The organism is Paenibacillus sp. JGP012 (assembly GCF_014203995.1).
Taxonomy (GTDB): domain Bacteria; phylum Bacillota; class Bacilli; order Paenibacillales; family Paenibacillaceae; genus Paenibacillus; species Paenibacillus silvae.
Genome location: NZ_JACHKG010000011.1, coordinates 122,693 through 137,862, shown reverse-complemented (window position 1 = coordinate 137,862; position 15,170 = coordinate 122,693). Strand labels below are relative to the sequence as shown.

General features: G+C 48.4%; 15 protein-coding genes. 5 read left to right on the top strand and 10 right to left on the bottom strand.

The window, feature by feature from the left end:
* Positions 1–35 precede the first annotated feature (35 nt).
* The 3 genes from HNR77_RS15415 to HNR77_RS15405 all read left to right on the top strand — a co-directional run bounded on the left by HNR77_RS15415 (position 36) and on the right by HNR77_RS15405 (position 2,732).
* Positions 36–1,028, top strand: a complete 993-nt coding sequence (locus tag HNR77_RS15415; RefSeq protein ID WP_221443860.1) for a helix-turn-helix transcriptional regulator — start codon at positions 36–38, stop codon at positions 1,026–1,028.
* A 175-nt stretch (positions 1,029–1,203) separates the two neighbouring features.
* Entirely contained in the window at positions 1,204–2,022 is an 819-nt protein-coding gene (locus tag HNR77_RS15410) for a class I SAM-dependent methyltransferase (RefSeq protein WP_184185914.1), read from the top strand.
* A gap of 32 nt (positions 2,023–2,054) precedes the next feature.
* Complete coding sequence (locus tag HNR77_RS15405; protein WP_184185911.1) at positions 2,055–2,732, top strand: hypothetical protein; 678 nt, start codon at positions 2,055–2,057, stop codon at positions 2,730–2,732.
* A gap of 105 nt (positions 2,733–2,837) precedes the next feature.
* On the opposite strand, the gene HNR77_RS15400 is transcribed toward HNR77_RS15405, so the two are convergent.
* The 3 genes from HNR77_RS15400 to HNR77_RS15390 all read right to left on the bottom strand — a co-directional run bounded on the left by HNR77_RS15400 (position 2,838) and on the right by HNR77_RS15390 (position 6,545).
* Positions 2,838–3,632 carry a hypothetical protein gene (locus tag HNR77_RS15400; RefSeq protein ID WP_184185908.1) on the bottom strand — a complete coding sequence of 265 codons (795 nt, stop codon included), beginning with the start codon at positions 3,630–3,632 and terminating at the stop codon, positions 2,838–2,840.
* Positions 3,633–3,837: 205 nt separating this feature from the next.
* Positions 3,838–4,257: a hypothetical protein gene (locus tag HNR77_RS15395; protein ID WP_184185905.1), complete on the bottom strand. Its 420-nt coding sequence runs from the start codon at positions 4,255–4,257 to the stop codon at positions 3,838–3,840.
* A gap of 1,004 nt (positions 4,258–5,261) precedes the next feature.
* Positions 5,262–6,545 carry an XRE family transcriptional regulator gene (locus HNR77_RS15390; protein WP_184185902.1) on the bottom strand — a complete coding sequence of 428 codons (1,284 nt, stop codon included), beginning with the start codon at positions 6,543–6,545 and terminating at the stop codon, positions 5,262–5,264.
* Positions 6,546–6,898: 353 nt separating this feature from the next.
* On the opposite strand from HNR77_RS15390, the gene fabV reads away from it, so the two are divergent.
* Positions 6,899–8,095: an enoyl-ACP reductase FabV gene (gene fabV, locus HNR77_RS15385; RefSeq protein ID WP_184185899.1), complete on the top strand. Its 1,197-nt coding sequence runs from the start codon at positions 6,899–6,901 to the stop codon at positions 8,093–8,095.
* Positions 8,096–8,197: 102 nt separating this feature from the next.
* On the opposite strand, the gene HNR77_RS15380 is transcribed toward fabV, so the two are convergent.
* Together HNR77_RS15380 and HNR77_RS15375 are read right to left on the bottom strand one after the other, a co-directional pair.
* Positions 8,198–8,443, bottom strand: a complete 246-nt coding sequence (locus HNR77_RS15380) for a hypothetical protein (RefSeq protein ID WP_184185896.1) — start codon at positions 8,441–8,443, stop codon at positions 8,198–8,200.
* Between the two features lie 153 nt (positions 8,444–8,596).
* Positions 8,597–9,187 (bottom strand): restriction endonuclease, encoded by a 591-nt coding sequence (locus HNR77_RS15375; RefSeq protein ID WP_184185893.1) that lies wholly within the window; start codon positions 9,185–9,187, stop codon positions 8,597–8,599.
* Between the two features lie 249 nt (positions 9,188–9,436).
* On the opposite strand from HNR77_RS15375, the gene HNR77_RS15370 reads away from it, so the two are divergent.
* Positions 9,437–10,708 (top strand): hypothetical protein, encoded by a 1,272-nt coding sequence (locus HNR77_RS15370; protein ID WP_184185890.1) that lies wholly within the window; start codon positions 9,437–9,439, stop codon positions 10,706–10,708.
* A 77-nt stretch (positions 10,709–10,785) separates the two neighbouring features.
* Here the strand turns inward: HNR77_RS15370 and msrA are convergent, their stop codons facing one another.
* The 5 genes from msrA to HNR77_RS15345 form a co-directional block, all read right to left on the bottom strand.
* Complete coding sequence (gene msrA, locus HNR77_RS15365) at positions 10,786–11,322, bottom strand: peptide-methionine (S)-S-oxide reductase MsrA (RefSeq protein ID WP_260410585.1); 537 nt, start codon at positions 11,320–11,322, stop codon at positions 10,786–10,788.
* A gap of 5 nt (positions 11,323–11,327) precedes the next feature.
* Complete coding sequence (locus HNR77_RS15360) at positions 11,328–11,522, bottom strand: hypothetical protein (RefSeq protein ID WP_184185884.1); 195 nt, start codon at positions 11,520–11,522, stop codon at positions 11,328–11,330.
* A 25-nt stretch (positions 11,523–11,547) separates the two neighbouring features.
* Positions 11,548–11,805, bottom strand: coding sequence for a GlsB/YeaQ/YmgE family stress response membrane protein (locus HNR77_RS15355; protein ID WP_145406117.1), 258 nt, complete (start codon positions 11,803–11,805; stop codon positions 11,548–11,550).
* Between the two features lie 313 nt (positions 11,806–12,118).
* A complete protein-coding gene (locus HNR77_RS15350) occupies positions 12,119–13,432 on the bottom strand; it encodes an AAA family ATPase (protein ID WP_184185882.1) in 1,314 nt (437 codons plus the stop codon).
* Positions 13,432–14,895, bottom strand: coding sequence for an RtcB family protein (locus tag HNR77_RS15345; RefSeq protein ID WP_184185879.1), 1,464 nt, complete (start codon positions 14,893–14,895; stop codon positions 13,432–13,434). The genes HNR77_RS15350 and HNR77_RS15345 overlap by 1 nt, the downstream gene beginning before the upstream one ends.
* Positions 14,896–15,170 lie beyond the last annotated feature (275 nt).

The following is a 15,170-nucleotide window of genomic DNA, read 5'->3' as shown; positions in this document are numbered from 1 at the left end:
TACCCTGACAAGGGCTGTCATGATATAATTTTGTTATGGAACATAACCGATTATTTCAAATGCTGCTGCTGTTGCTGGAAAAAAAGAAAACGACCGCACCGGAGCTTGCCCGCCTGTTCGAAATTTCCGTTCGTACCGTATATCGGGACATTGACCGCCTGAGTGCGGCAGGTATTCCCGTTTATACGACAACAGGCAAACATGGCGGCATTCATCTGATGGACCACTATGTCATGGACAAGTCACTGCTGAGTGAGGATGAGCAAAATGAAATTTTGCTGGGATTGTACAGCGTCAGTGCTATTCCTCATCTGAACAGCGCCCGGATGTTAGGGCGATTAACGACCCTTTTTAATCATAAACTGGACTGGATTGAATTTGAGTATTCTCCCTGGGGCAGCATTCCCGAGCAGGAGGTGCAGCAGTTTAATCAAGTAAAACAGGCGATATTCGCCAGCCAGCTGCTTTCATTCCATTATGTGGACTCGAACGGGGAGGAGAGCGAAGAGACTGCTTTACCGATCAAGCTTATTTTTAAGAACAATACGTGGTACTTCAAAGGTCTGAAACGCGATCAGCATAAGACAGACAATCTACTGACTTATAAAATCAAGCGTATAACAGAACTTCGATTCGTACCCGGTGGATATGAACGTACACTGTCAGCGCCGATGAAAGAAGAGAATATAGACGCAGGAAGAACACCCGCTGAGGACAAACCCGCCGAGGAGCAGCCTGAGCTGATTCAACTGGAGCTGTTGTTTGAGCAATCCGTCGCCTACCGCGTCTATGATCTGCTCGACCCTGCTTTGATTCAGCAAGAAACAAATGGTAAGCTGCGCGTTTCGCTTCAGATTGAAGAGGGTGAGCGATTATATTCGTTTCTGCTCTCCTTTGGCTCAAAAGTAACTGTAATCAAGCCTTCGGCAGTGCGACAGGAGCTGCGCCGCAGACATCAGGATGCAGTGTCTCATTCACTCTTGCTGGAAGATGATGGGCACGAAGCTGCGCATGATGATACAATATAGTATATGGCTATATCATAAAGCTATTAAGGGAAATAGCATGTTCATGTTTTGAGGTTTTGAGCTGTTGAGTTGCTCAGATATTGAGCTGTTCAGCTTCTCAGGGATATGAACTGTCGAGGTACTGAGGTATCCAGGAAATATGGATAGCCGTTAAACGATGTTGGGAGGCATAACGATGAATCAGCAAATCAGGCGTAATAATGTGGAACGCTTTAAAGGATTCGGCACACTCTATGATCAAAACAGGCCCTCTGCTCCCCGAGAAATTGTCGATATACTTACGAATTATCTGGGAAGCAAACCTCGCTTCGTCGCTGATGTCGGCTGCGGCACAGGATTATCCACCTGGATCTGGCTGAACGATGCCGAGCGTATTATCGGTGTGGAGCCCAGTGATGATATGCGCAGTGTGGGCATTGCCAAATGGGAAGCAACAGGCAAGCCGGATCAGCTTCGCTTTGCGGCAGGTATGTCCCATGACCTCGGCTTGCCAGATGACAGCGTGGATATCCTGACCTGCTCCCAATCGTTTCACTGGATGGAACCGGCATACACCCTGCGTGAGTTTGCACGGGTGCTGCGTCCTGGTGGCATTTTTGCCGCCTACGATTGTGACTGGCCGCCAGTGCTGGACTGGCAGCTCGAAGCAGCCTATGAGCAGTTGGTAAGCACTGCAGACGAGCTTGCCTCACGTCTGTCGAGTGCAGAGCAGCAGGCACATAAATGGAGCAAGGAGGGACATCTGCAGCAGATCCGGCAGTCAGGTCTGTTCCGCTACAGCCGCGAGATCGTATTCCATCATTACGAGCCGTTTACCGCTGACCGTTATGCCAATCTGGCGCTCAGCCAAGGTGGTCTGCAAACGGCGCTGAAGCTCGGTGCAGCAGAATTGAATGAGCTTGCGGATGACTTCAGACGCCAGGCTGAGCTTGTTTTTGATGGAGCCTCCAAGGAAGTGTTATTCTCTTATCGCATGCGGATAGGTATCGTTTAACGTGCATTGTAATGCATTTGATGAAGTGAAAAATGGAAAACAGAAAGGCTGTGAACACGTTGGGTGACACACAGATACTGAAGGAGGAGCGGCTTTTCATCCAAAGCTGGCTTGATGCATACTTTGATTCCCCCCACCGGGATATACTGATGTCCCTTCCAGCCAAAATGGATGAAAATGACGCGGGCGTGCCTGTGGAGATGCAGGATGGTGAGGTCGACGAAGAGGGCTGGGTTCGCTGGAGAATGCTGGATTCAGCAGTTACCGGGGAGCAGATTGACGAATTGGCTGATGCTTGGATCAGACCTCGCTCTGATGCGTGCGCTCCCGCTTTTTCTGTGCCGCCGCTGTACGCGGCTTATCTGAGCACTAGATACGTTCTTAACGTATATCTCCGTTACGATGGATGTACAATTGCATTGCCCAACCTGCCTTCGGACTCCCCTCTGGAGGAAATTTGCAAGCTTTGGTCCGCATGGCCAATACTGATTGAGGCGGGATATGTTCCATTTGCTTCCTATGAAGATGGAGCGGGACCTGTGTGTTGGGATACGAATAATCCTGATCAAGAGCACGACTATGCTGTCGTGTGGTTTGATCACGAATCATTATTGGATGAACAGCAGCACAGCCGGGAGAAGCTTGAACAGCATGCGCAGCCTCTTTTCTCCTCATTTCGGGAAATGCTGATGCAGTCCGCTTCGAGATGACGTTTCACGTTTCTAACCTCCTATAAGAGACCGTTGGAAAAATAAAAAGCCTGCTCCGGTCCTCATTCTGACTCAGGGCAGGCATAGCTTTCATGACTTGCACGTTCAGGACGAGAACAGCTGATTCAACTGCTGCTCCTGCACTTGAAGTGCGAGGGCGACCTTGGAAGGGTCCTGTCTGGAATAAAAGACGTTAATGATATGTCCCTGCTGGACCTGAGACAGCGCAGAGGGAACAATTTCCTTTTGCGTGGTCACCTCAAAGGTTTCCCCGTTCGGCTTCGTAATACTTAATTTAAGCTGCAGCTTGATGTTGCCGTTGCTTCCGTTACCAAGGGGAGTAACCTCCACAATTTTAGCCAGCCCTTTCTCTCCTGTGCGGGCAATATCCACCACCTCGGGTGCGATGCCCTGCTGCATCATCTTTTCATTCAACAGCTCCTGCATATGTTCTTGTGATACCGTTCCATGCCGATCCAGCCCGACCTTGCGCTCATCCTTCTCGGACACGACAAGTGGAATAACACTGCCCGGCTGAAATTGGGACAACGAGGTCAACGGAATGACACTTCTCAGTTCAGCATCATATGTTTCCCGTCCCTGACGAGATACCTTCAGCGTCATTCGCACCTCAGGCTGCTCATTAATATAGATGCCCGTCTGCTGTATACTTTGAATGACGCCAAGCGCTGGTTGTCCTGATTTGATCTTGCGCTGTCCCAGACTTGTACCCAATATAGATGTCAACACCATCAGCCCAATTCCGCCAAAAATCATCGGTTTAAACCACCACGCCTGCATGACCATAAACGGATCATCCCAGAGCCACTGCGCAACCACGGGAGAAAATCCCGCCCCCAACACCATAAGCAGGCCTATTATTCTGAAAAAACGACTCATGTCAACAACCACCCTTTTTATGTCTATTTAACGTTGTTATCTGTAACAATTTAATAATCTTCTCTTATTTCACCTATATTCTTGCCCATGAAACGCTACACCCTGTTACATCTCTTCTCGATATGAGTTTACAAGTGCTGCAACAGTATCGACCTGATTCTAGATAAACTTGATCCAATCTCGAAACTCCTTCATGCCGCTCTTCCTACACCGACAGCAGCCCCATGTAGATCAGTTCAGACGGATTTGCCGGATTCTGCCCCAAACCAACACGATCACCGGTACGCGGAATCTGCAGTTTGGACACCAATGTTTCCATCGTGCGCTGATAGGTGAGGCCGTTCGTTTCAGTCACTTCAAGCACAAGTACCACAATCGGATCAAAATTAATTAATTTCCCCGTATCCGATACACTGAGCACGGTCCCGGTTGCCGTCAGGGGCAGCGAACCGCTGGCAGCCAATTGTGCCTGCTTAGCCGAGTCCAAACTTTGATTGATGGCATCCCGATGTTCTTTAGGGACAAAACCTTTCATCAGCAAACCCGTAAGCCCGCTATTTATCGTGCGATCCGCTTTGGCAATCGCATCTTCCTGTTTATTTTTACGTGTAAACCATCCCATCATATCGAACACCTCATTTGTTTTTTATTGGGTATGCTTAATTATAAACACAACGTTACAGCCCTGAACACACATCCGGGCACATACAAAAAAACCGAGCAGATGCGTCTGTTACAGACACAACTTCATCGAGATATTTGCCCCTGTGCCCTGCTTTCCCCAATAAAAATGAATATTCGGCCTGACTTAATAAACATTCAAGCGTTTATTTTTGTAACATTACCTTGAATTACAGTTGCTCATCCAGCCCGACACCCACTTTTTGATTCTTTTTGATACATATGTAACCTTAAAAGTAACCTGCAAAAAAGCCCCAGAGCGGTTCAATCTGAAACCTAAGATGCACTCTCCTTATTTGAACATGAGCCAGGCGCACCTAAAGATTCTAACGAATCCAGATAAGCTTATTTTAGCGATATACGGCCTTCTATAATTGTAACGATTCCCAGAAACCTTATTTCACTGAAATCGCCAGAAAATTGCCCATTTTTACATCAAAAACCCTAAATAGAGCTTCCTCAAATCGTTAGAAAATAAAAACGTGTGATATCGGTCAAATAACGTCTCCTGAAATCGTTAGAATTATAAAACCAAAACTGCCATAGCATTCTAACCAAAGTCTCCCCATAGAAATCTTTAAAGTTACTTTGCCTTACCACTACACTTTCGCTTTCCCTACTTACTTTACCTTACTTAGTTTATCGAGCCACGCTTCACTTTCTTTAATGCTCTTTTGCCACTCGCCGCCCACTATCTATTAGTTTACTTTCCTTCACTCCCTCCTACCATCATGCTTGCCCATATCCTTACTTGCTCTATATCCATCTCTCCGCCCCCGACGCCCATATCTTTACTTTTCTTTCATATCCTCTCCTACCTCCCTCACCCGTCCACAGCTTTACCTTCTTTATGTCCCACCTTCCTTCGAGCACTTCACCGCATCGACTAGCCCTCCAGACCTTACTATTTCTCCAGATTTCAACACACCTTGCCACCTCGCCCGACCTTTAGCGGGATTTGCGCAGCAAATACACCAGTTTGCGATAATACGCTGCTGCTTCCTTGTACCTCCGCTGATCCTCACTCACTACAGCCAGTCCTTCATATAAAGACTCCAAACGCATTGACTGCCGGATATTCTCGAAATAAGGCAAACATGCCTGCGCATGCGTCAAAAATACATCCTGTTCACCGTGCGCCAGAGCCAGCTGGCTTTGATAGAAAACGGCATTCATCCGCTGATCCTCTGTGGCAGCACAGCTTAACAGCTGCTGTACCCCTTGCGCCAGCACGCCCCAGCTTTTTCGGACCGAGGCTACCTCGCAGCGGTACACCCAGAGCAGCGGCTTCATCGCCTGCTGGGTCTCCTCCGTTTCGGCACGGAGCAGGTTCTCGAAGCGCTCAATCTCCGCCTGTGCCTGGTCGAGTTCACCTGACATCGTTAACATCACAATCCGGTTGTTCGCAATCGCAGTCACCAGATCCCCCGGATTCCCGGCATATACCAAATTCGCCTCTGCCATCGACAAGGCTGACAGCGCCTCCTGCACAAGCCCCATCGTAAAACAATAGCCACTGTAGGCCACATACAGACCGGACAATCGGTGAAACAAACGCTGATCATAGACATGCTTCATCGTCTGTTCAAACGTGTTTTTCGCCGCCTCGTACTGCCGGGTCTGAATATATGCCTCCATCTGAACATTCTGAATGGACAGCCACAGTTCACTGCCCGGCTCCGTCAGGCTGCTCAGTCTTGTCACGTGAGTCAGCACATCCACATAAGCCAGCTTGGACCGATAATATTGAATTTTATAGAAAAGCAGCGCTTTGCTGAGCGGCCGGGGAAGCTGTACATCATCCGGGCGGCCAAGCTTCTCCAGATAAAAGTTTAGATACGACGTATGAATATATTCATGCGCCGCAGCATCATTTAATTGCTGATAATATACTGCCTTCATGAGAGCCGTTGTTAACTCGATCATGAGTGAATCATGTCGATCCTCCAGCGCATGCACCTCTTCCTCAGGGATCATGGTGGCCGGCACAGACATCTGTGCAAAAATCTGCTCTGCCCGCGCCATCGTCTGCCCGTCTTGAGCATTGGCACTCAGCAAATAGGAGGCACTTACACCGAGACGCCCGGCAATACTCTCCGCCAGATCCTCGGGCAGCGGATACCGTTCTGCGAGAATGTTGGCAAAATGAGCTTGCGTAACCAGACCTTCTACAAGGTCTTTGCGTGCAATTTGTTTTCGTTTGCTCAAATACTCAATCCGTTCTTTTAACATGCCAAGTCTATCCTTTCATCATCACGTTATAACCTTTTCATCAATAAAAATAATCTGATACCTTCTCGCTTCGCAAGAAGTCTAATCATCCTGATAAAACCTATCATCCCAAAATAACCCCTCAATAGCCAGACTTGCAGTAAAAATGATCAAAACGGTTTCCGTTTCGAACATAATTGTTTTACAATAGGGAAGATGCATACCCACATTAGAGCATTCATGCAGAGTCGGGAACGATTAAAGCATGAAGAGTATGGAACATGTGGAGTATGAGGACGAGCAGCAGCACAATGAAACGATTATGCTTTGACCATGATTAAAACATGAATTGAACACGAAAGGGTGTCACAATAATGATTATTAAACCAAGAACACGTGGTTTTATCTGCACAACGTCCCATCCTGTCGGCTGTGCGGCACAAGTTCAGGAGCAGATTGATTATGTAAAATCCCAGCCAGCCATCCAGGGCCCACGCAACGTGCTTGTCATTGGTGCGTCTACAGGTTATGGCTTGGCTTCACGGATCGTATCCGCTTTTGGAGCAGGAGCCAATACAATCGGTATCTACCGCCCGTCCAGCTCTACGGACAAGCGTACCGCTTCTGCCGGATGGTATAACTCTGCAGCCTTCGAGAAGGCTGCTGACGCCGCAGGCCTGAAATCCTATAGCATCACGGGTGATGCTTTTGCCAACGAAACCCGCGACAAAGCCGTCGAGCTGATCCGCAGCGAATTCGGTCAGGTGGATCTGGTCGTTTACAGCGTTGCTTCCGCGCGCCGTACCGATCCAAATACAGGTGAAGTGTTCAACTCGGTGCTAAAGCCGATTGGACAATCCTATACGAACAAAACCGTAAACTTCCATACAGGTGAGATCAGTTCGGTCACGCTTGAACCTGCTACAGAAGAAGAGATTCGTCAGACCGTCAACGTGATGGGCGGCGAGGACTGGGAGCTGTGGATGGATGCACTGCAGCAAGGCGGCGTACTTGCAGACAACGCTACGACCATTGCTTTCTCCTACATCGGGCCTGAGCTGACACATGCGATCTATCGTGAAGGCTCCATTGGTCAGGCGAAGGATCACCTGGAAGCAACAGCACGCAAAATGCATGAGCATCTGAGTACAACAGGCGGACGTGCCTACGTTACCGTAGCCAAAGCGCTTGTCACCCAGTCCAGCTCTGCAATACCGGTTGTGCCGCTGTATATTTCCGCTTTGTACAAAGTGATGAAGGAAAAAGGACTGCATGAAGGCTGCATCGAACAGCTGCAGCGACTGTTTGCGGATCGTCTGTATGCGGGCGGTGATGTGCCGACCGATGAGCAAGGACGTATTCGGATCGATGATTGGGAGATGAGAGCAGACGTTCAGGAGGAAGTTGCGAAGATCTGGAACGAGCTGACAACCGAGAACATCTATGACCTGTCCGATCTGGAAGGCTACCGCCGCGAGTTTTTCCAGCTGTTCGGTTTCGAAACCGATGGCGTCGATTATGAAGCTGACGTAGATCCGAACGTGGAAATCCCACATCTTGTTCAGTCATAAAGTTGATATCGTTTTATTATGGGGAGGAGCTGCACAGCTTCTCTCTTTTTTCATTTTAATGCAGTATTTATACCGTATTTTATGCAGTATTCACTCATACAATCAGCCTTCCTGGTGAACGCCTCCTAACACCCTCCGCTCCAGAACAAAATAAAAAGAAGCACCACCATCCTGGATGATCTGCTTCTTGTGTTTGACCTTTTGCAATTTTTCCTGTTTGGTTGGCGTCAGACGAACATGCTGGGATAACGCCCCATAATCTCCATTGATTCTCCGGCTTTGCTCGGGACACCACTGCCCTGACCGTACTGCTTTGCGCAGCGCTTTTTGTGTCTGTGTACGTGCCATAACCCATTACACACTCCTTCAATTGATATACGTTCAATATATCATGTGCAGCGTTACAAGTGAAGGTGCAGCTAAGCCTGAGACCCGTTCTACATCCCTTTCATGTAAAAGAACCCCCTCCACCCCCGCGCCCCAGACCGCGCCTGTCTGATATCAAGTGCGCCTGCGCCGAGACTGCCACGTTTCAATGGGCTCGTGGTCATCCTCTTCGATCAGTTCCAGCGCCTCGTCCAGCCTGCGCGATTTGAAGAGACGGATCAGCTCCATCAAATCCTCGCGGTCCAGCAGCTTTACCCCGTTCACCGCAGCCAGTATTCGGCAGGACTCCGTATACCTGGCAGAAGTCAGTACAATCGAACGTTCTGCCTCATAATAACGCATCGACGTGTAAATTTCCTGCACCGCGCCCAGACCCACTGGATGATTTGCTCCATAACGCTTCGCTTGCACAACACTTCTTCTGCCCAGTCTGTCCACAAAAACGAGATCTGCTCCGAAATCCCGGCTGCCCGTCGTTTTGTGAACCTCGTCGTAGCCCAGCTGCTCTAACAGATTGTAGAGATATAATTCAAATTCGGAGCCATCTTCCATTTGATCAATATCCTTGATCGTAATTTTCTGAGGATTGGCCTCGCTTCGTATCCGCTGCCCGCGATATATTATCCGCCTTATAATCCAGGTCAGCAGTAATAACAGGACGATGCCTGCGATGATCGATAAAGTCAGGTTTTCACTCCAATTCATGTCTGTTCTCCTTGTCCAGCTTGCTCCGTACCTTCCGTGCAGCTCATGTTACAGCACTAAATATATCAAACTTCGAAACACATCGGAAGAAGATGAATGCGCTGTAACTGTTAGGCTTCTTTAAACAACGAATTTACATATAAAAAGTACGAAAAGGTTACAACGTGCCTGGTTGAATTATACTAGAATATAATGGTAGAATTCTTCCATCGGTTCTATTTTGACCGAAGACGAAAGGTGGTTTCTCACTTGTATCCAACGAACAAACACAAGACGACAACATGGGCTGCCCTGCTGCTCAGCAGCATGCTTTTCCTGAACATGAACACAGCAGCACACGCGGCGGCAGCCACAGAATCTATTCCAAAACCAGCATGGACCTCATCTTCCTTGATGTTGACAGAGGCCAATACAGAGAAAGACGTGATGATCCACAATATTTACGCTGTACCATCCAAAAATCTGGTGTACGTTCACTCCTCTCAGCCTGTGATCAAAACGAGCAGCAAAACGACACTGGATTGGCAGCTTGATTCACTGCAGGCACTGGATGCCAAGACAGGTCAAGTCAAATGGAGCACCATTTTCCATGAGAAAAGCGGGCCTTATACTACCTACTCCAATTCCTGGTATACAAACAATGGTACAGCCTATGTGTACATGGAGTATTCGGATAAAAGTAAAAAACTTTACTCCTTCAACACTTCGGGTAAGACCAATTGGGTTAAAAATATAAATGCTTCAGCCAATATCTCTCTCATGAATAATGATAATCTGCTGGTGGCTTCAAGTCAGGGGGTGCAGGCAAACGGCTCTGTACGCTCCACACTCTCGCTGTATGACAAAAAAGGAAAACTGCTGAGCGAGAAAACGATCTCAGGCACGGTGCTTCAGGCAGGCCAAGACCGAATTGTCGTAGATGCAAGCAAACAGGTGAAGTCAGGCAGCTTCTGGCAGCCCGCTGCCAACCCTAAAATTGAAATTTACGATGCCTCGTTCACCCGTCTGTCCTTCTATCAATTCCCGGCAGATGCCAATACGCAAGGTGATGGCGGTGGAGAATCGCTTGCCATACTGGAGGACGGCTCAATCATCATGCGGGCCAACTTTGCAAGCACAGGCAACCGACTGATGGGATTTGGCCCGGATGGCAAGCTTGCATGGGGTCGCGCCATTGCTGGCAATGCCTTCATCCAGACGTCAGGGAACGGTTATACCGTACTCACTGGACCAAAGCTGGAGCTGTACACGATGAACGGCAAGGTAACTGAACGTTTATTCCAGGATGCGAAGCCAGTGCTCATGAATGTGGACCGGACACAGGACGGACTATATCAGCTGGATTTTGCCAAAACAGGATATATTCTTGATCCGCAGACCTTGGAAGACATACACGTATACACCGTTAGCACAGCTGTTCCATCACTGGATCGTGTATCGGCTTACGCGAACGATGTCATCTATTCCATGAAGGGCGATGCGCTGTCCAAATATACACTCAAGGTTTCATCCGCCAAATAATTTCCATCGAGTCCCTAACACTCGTGATTGAATGAGAAAAGCCGGAAAAGCTCCTTGCGGAGCCGCTCCGGCTTCTTTTATTTCCAATTTGCTTGAATGAACTCATCTCTGCCGGACATCGCCCGGTCTTCTTTATAATGCTTCTCGTTTTTCTTGTGATAGTCCTGATGATAATCCTCTGCGGGGTAAAAGGTTACTGCATCGCGAATCTCCGTCACGATCGGCTGGGTGAACCTACCACTGGCAGCCACATCCTGCTTCGATTGCTCGGCCAGCTGCCGCTGACGTTCATTGTGTACAAAGATAGCCGTACGATACTGCGATCCCCGATCCTGAAACTGCCCTCCGTCGTCCGTCGGGTCGATCTGAGGCCAGTATAGCTCAAGCAAACGCTCGTAAGGGAACACCTCTGGATCAAACATAATCTCGACCACTTCCACATGTCCGGTTTCCCCGGTCTTAACCTGCTCATATGTCGGGTTTTCGACATGTCCACCTGTATATCCTGATATGATACCGTGTATGCCTGGCTGTTCCTCAAACGGAGTGACCATACACCAGAAGCATCCACCGGCAAACGTTGCCTTTTCTAATTTTATCTCTTCCGTTCCCAACCTCTTCATCTCCTTGTGTTCAGACTATGCCTGCATACTTCCATTGTAAGACAAACAAGAGGTTGATGGAAAGCCGCCGCAGGCAGCTCTTCATCAACCTCTTCATCAATCTCTTCATTCGGCTTCGTTTGGAAGCACTCATATGTGTATGTTTCGTACAGCTTCATGCTGCACAGCAAACGTTTCATATGCTGCTTCATCAAAACATTGTAATCATTGCGCCGTTTATCCGCGGCTGCGTCCCATGGAACGGAAGATCAAGCTGACGATGGCTACAAGCACGATCGCACCAATCAATGCAGGTACAATGTGAAATCCACCCATCTCCGGTCCCATGTCTCCCAGAATCACTCCGCCTAACCATCCACCGATAAATCCGGCAACGATATTACCGATAACACCGCCTGGGATGTCACGACCAACAATCAGACCTGCGAGCCAACCAATGATACCACCGATAATTAATGACCATAACCAACCCATATCATTCACCTCTAATTTTAAGTTTTTGTTGCGTCTGACTACTATTAACCGCTCCAGAGGCATTTAAACAATTGGCATAAAAATTGTTGCATATTACCATAGTCCAAATGCTTCCTTCTCTGCTAAACAGACGTTCCGTTGAGGCATGGCAACAGGCCGTGTCAGTATCCGGCATTTCATCAGCACATAGCTGCGATAGGTACCTCCCGAAAGTCATTCTATGTTATCAGAGACAAGGTTAGTATACCCAGACCAGATGAATTTATATTTATGGCAGGTACAATTGTGGCGAAGACCCCTCATCTTCGTAAGATCAATAAAATCCTGCTCGACCCTTGCCCGGCTGAGCTAGCCAGTTGTGCTTATGGCTCTTGTCCAGTTCTCCACGCATGGACTGAATCACCTGAACAATGTCTGTGCGCCCATTTTGATGCCACTCCAGCGCTGCACTGACATACAATTCCCCGAGTTGTGCAAGCGAGAACGTATCTGTCAGACGTGCCGCCTCTATGGTGCCTTCTTCACCCGCAAATGCGCTAAATCCTCGCTGACGCAAATATTGCAGACGCAAGGCCTCGTCTGGCAATGGAATTTCATAAGCCCGGTCGAAACGACCAGCACGGTTCATCAGGCCCGGATCGATTTTCTCAGGATAATTGGTTGTGCCAATGAGGAAAATACCTTCCTTGGACGTCGCGCCATCCAATGTATTCAGGAAAAAGGAACGCACCTCATCCGGCATCGAATCAATGTCCTCGATAATCAGCACCATCGGTGCCAGTCGTTTGGCTGCGTCAAACACTTCGCGTACCGACTCGCTGTTGGTGTATTCGGTAATTTGCCAGTAAGCAGCCGGTCCGGGAATGCTGCCTGCGATTGATTTTACCAGTGTGGTCTTTCCGTTTCCGGGGTGACCATAGAGCAGTATGCCGCGTTTATAAGGTATATCATAATCACGATAGAAGGAGCGATCCGCTTCAAAGAACTGGTCCAGCGAGCGGAATATATCCTGCTTGATCTGTGCAGAAAGGACTACATCTTCCCTGCTTACTGAACGTGTGATGGACTCCACATGACGGTCACTCCCGTTGCGGGCATCCGTATATACCGTGACCTTTTTCATATTTTGCTGACGTTCCCGTTCCCGTACACTGCCGAGAAACTGCTTCATCTCTTCATCGCCGATAGCAAACACAAAGTCCTCACTGTAGATCCCGTTCTCGCGAAAAAAAGGAACACGGACCAAAGCTACACCCCACTTCGGATAAGCAAACACGTTGTTGCGGATGGAGTAATGCACACCATACTTAGGCACATCCCCATCGTCATCATAATGCAGGGTTTGAAGCTCAAGGTCCTCGAAGATACGAGCGACCAGCTCCACCTCTTCGCTGCCGTTCTGTAAATCCTCACGCAGCAGCTCCCAATATTCGTTATTCGGGTCCGAGCTTGAATATAGCTTGTATTCCACGCCGTACCGCTTCAACAGGGCTTCACCGATGCCACGGATCAGTCTGGAATAAACCGCATATCCTTCAACCCGAATTCGGTTATCATGCTGCTCGTCATAAGTGTAGATGGCCTTCAATGCTTCTTCTTGTTTTATCTTTAGTTCATTTTGGTTCATCATTTCGCTCCTTTTACCGCAGCAAGCGGCTTGCATTTGGCTACCACTTGTGCTAATCCGGCACCAGTAACACTATCTATAATTTCATCGACATTTTTATAAGCCTGAGGTGATTCATCAATAATCGACTCCAGAGACCTCTGATTTACAACAATCTCGTCAGCTGTACCTACCCCTAATGCTCCGGCAAAATCCTCAACAGTTACCAGACGTTTGGTCGCTGTACGAGACCGGGCACGGCCCGCACCATGACATATCGAATAATAGTTGTCTGCTCCTTCAGGCTGACCCACCATGATGTAGGAGGCCGTGCCCATAGACCCCGGAATCAATGCCGGATGGCCTGTAGCCATGTAAGGTTTGGGATTATCAGGATGACCCGCAGGCAATGCGCGAGTTGCCCCTTTGCGGTGTACAAACACGGAGCCTCGCTCTGCATGGGATTCCTCCCAAGCATAATTATGCATCAGGTCGTACAAGGTTCGGAATTCACATTTAGACCCGAATACATCACGAAATGCTTCGCGAATGGAATAAGCAATCAGATGACGATTCACCACAGCATAATTCAACGCAGAGTACATCATGTTTACATAGTGTCGTGCTTCGGCGTGCTCCAGCGGGGCGAATACCAGTCTCGGATCAGAAGTTCCAAGTCCCAGCCGCTGCATCACTTTGGCAATGGCAGCCGAGCTCGTCTGGCTCACATGCCCGCCCCATGCGCGGGAGCCTGAGTGGATCATAATCACGATCTGTCCATCCACCAGTCCCCAAGCCTCGGCCACTTCACGATTTTCCTCAGCAATCTCAATCGCCTGAATCTCGGCAAAGTGATTCCCGCCACCCAATGTGCCAAGCTGACGATGAGACCGATGCCAGGTCATATCCGGGACAAGGTTTAACACATTTTCATCGTAAGTGAACTTGCTTCTTTCCACATGTGTAAGTGAAGTGGACTTTTTGGGAGTGTAGCTGTCGGGAATGTATTTTTTCGGGAGTCCATGCAGTCCTTTACGTACGACGTGCTCTAGTCTGATATCCGAGTAATGCCCCCGCTGGTTTGCCTCCATCGGCAGTACCTTTTCAATGGCTTTGACCAGTTTGCGCCGCAGCTTGACCTCTTTCAGATCATCCTTGTGCAGATTCGTCAGATGCACACGCATGCCGCAGCCAATGTCACTTCCTACGATGGAAGGCGATACATATCCACCCTGTGCCTCCCAGACAGCCGTTGTGCCAATACATGTACCTACGCCGACATGCACATCCGGAGTGTACCCCATATAAGAAATGCCGGGAATTTGCAGATTATTGTTGGCCATCTCGAATACTTTATAGTCCAGAGAAGAGAACAGCTGCTGAGCAGCATATACTGTGAGTTCTCCCGCTGGTAGATAAACTTGATGGCGGAAGCCTTCCGCTGGCTCGCTCAAGTTTGTAAATGGATTGTTCTCATTATTCATAAAAATTTATTCCTTCCTGTACGTTCAGCAAATTCCATTTGCTGTTATACAAGTTGAATTAAAGACTTTACACGCTACACTCCAATGACAGAATAAACTTCCAATCGCTGTTAACGTGTAAAAGAATCATTCAACTTGTGTAATAATTTTTAAAAAAAATATAAAAAACCATGGACTCGTCGTCCATGGCTTATACTGCATGACAATAATGGGTAACAGGACAAATCGAGTCTGTACCTGTCATCCATCGCTTGATATCGCGAAGAACACATATT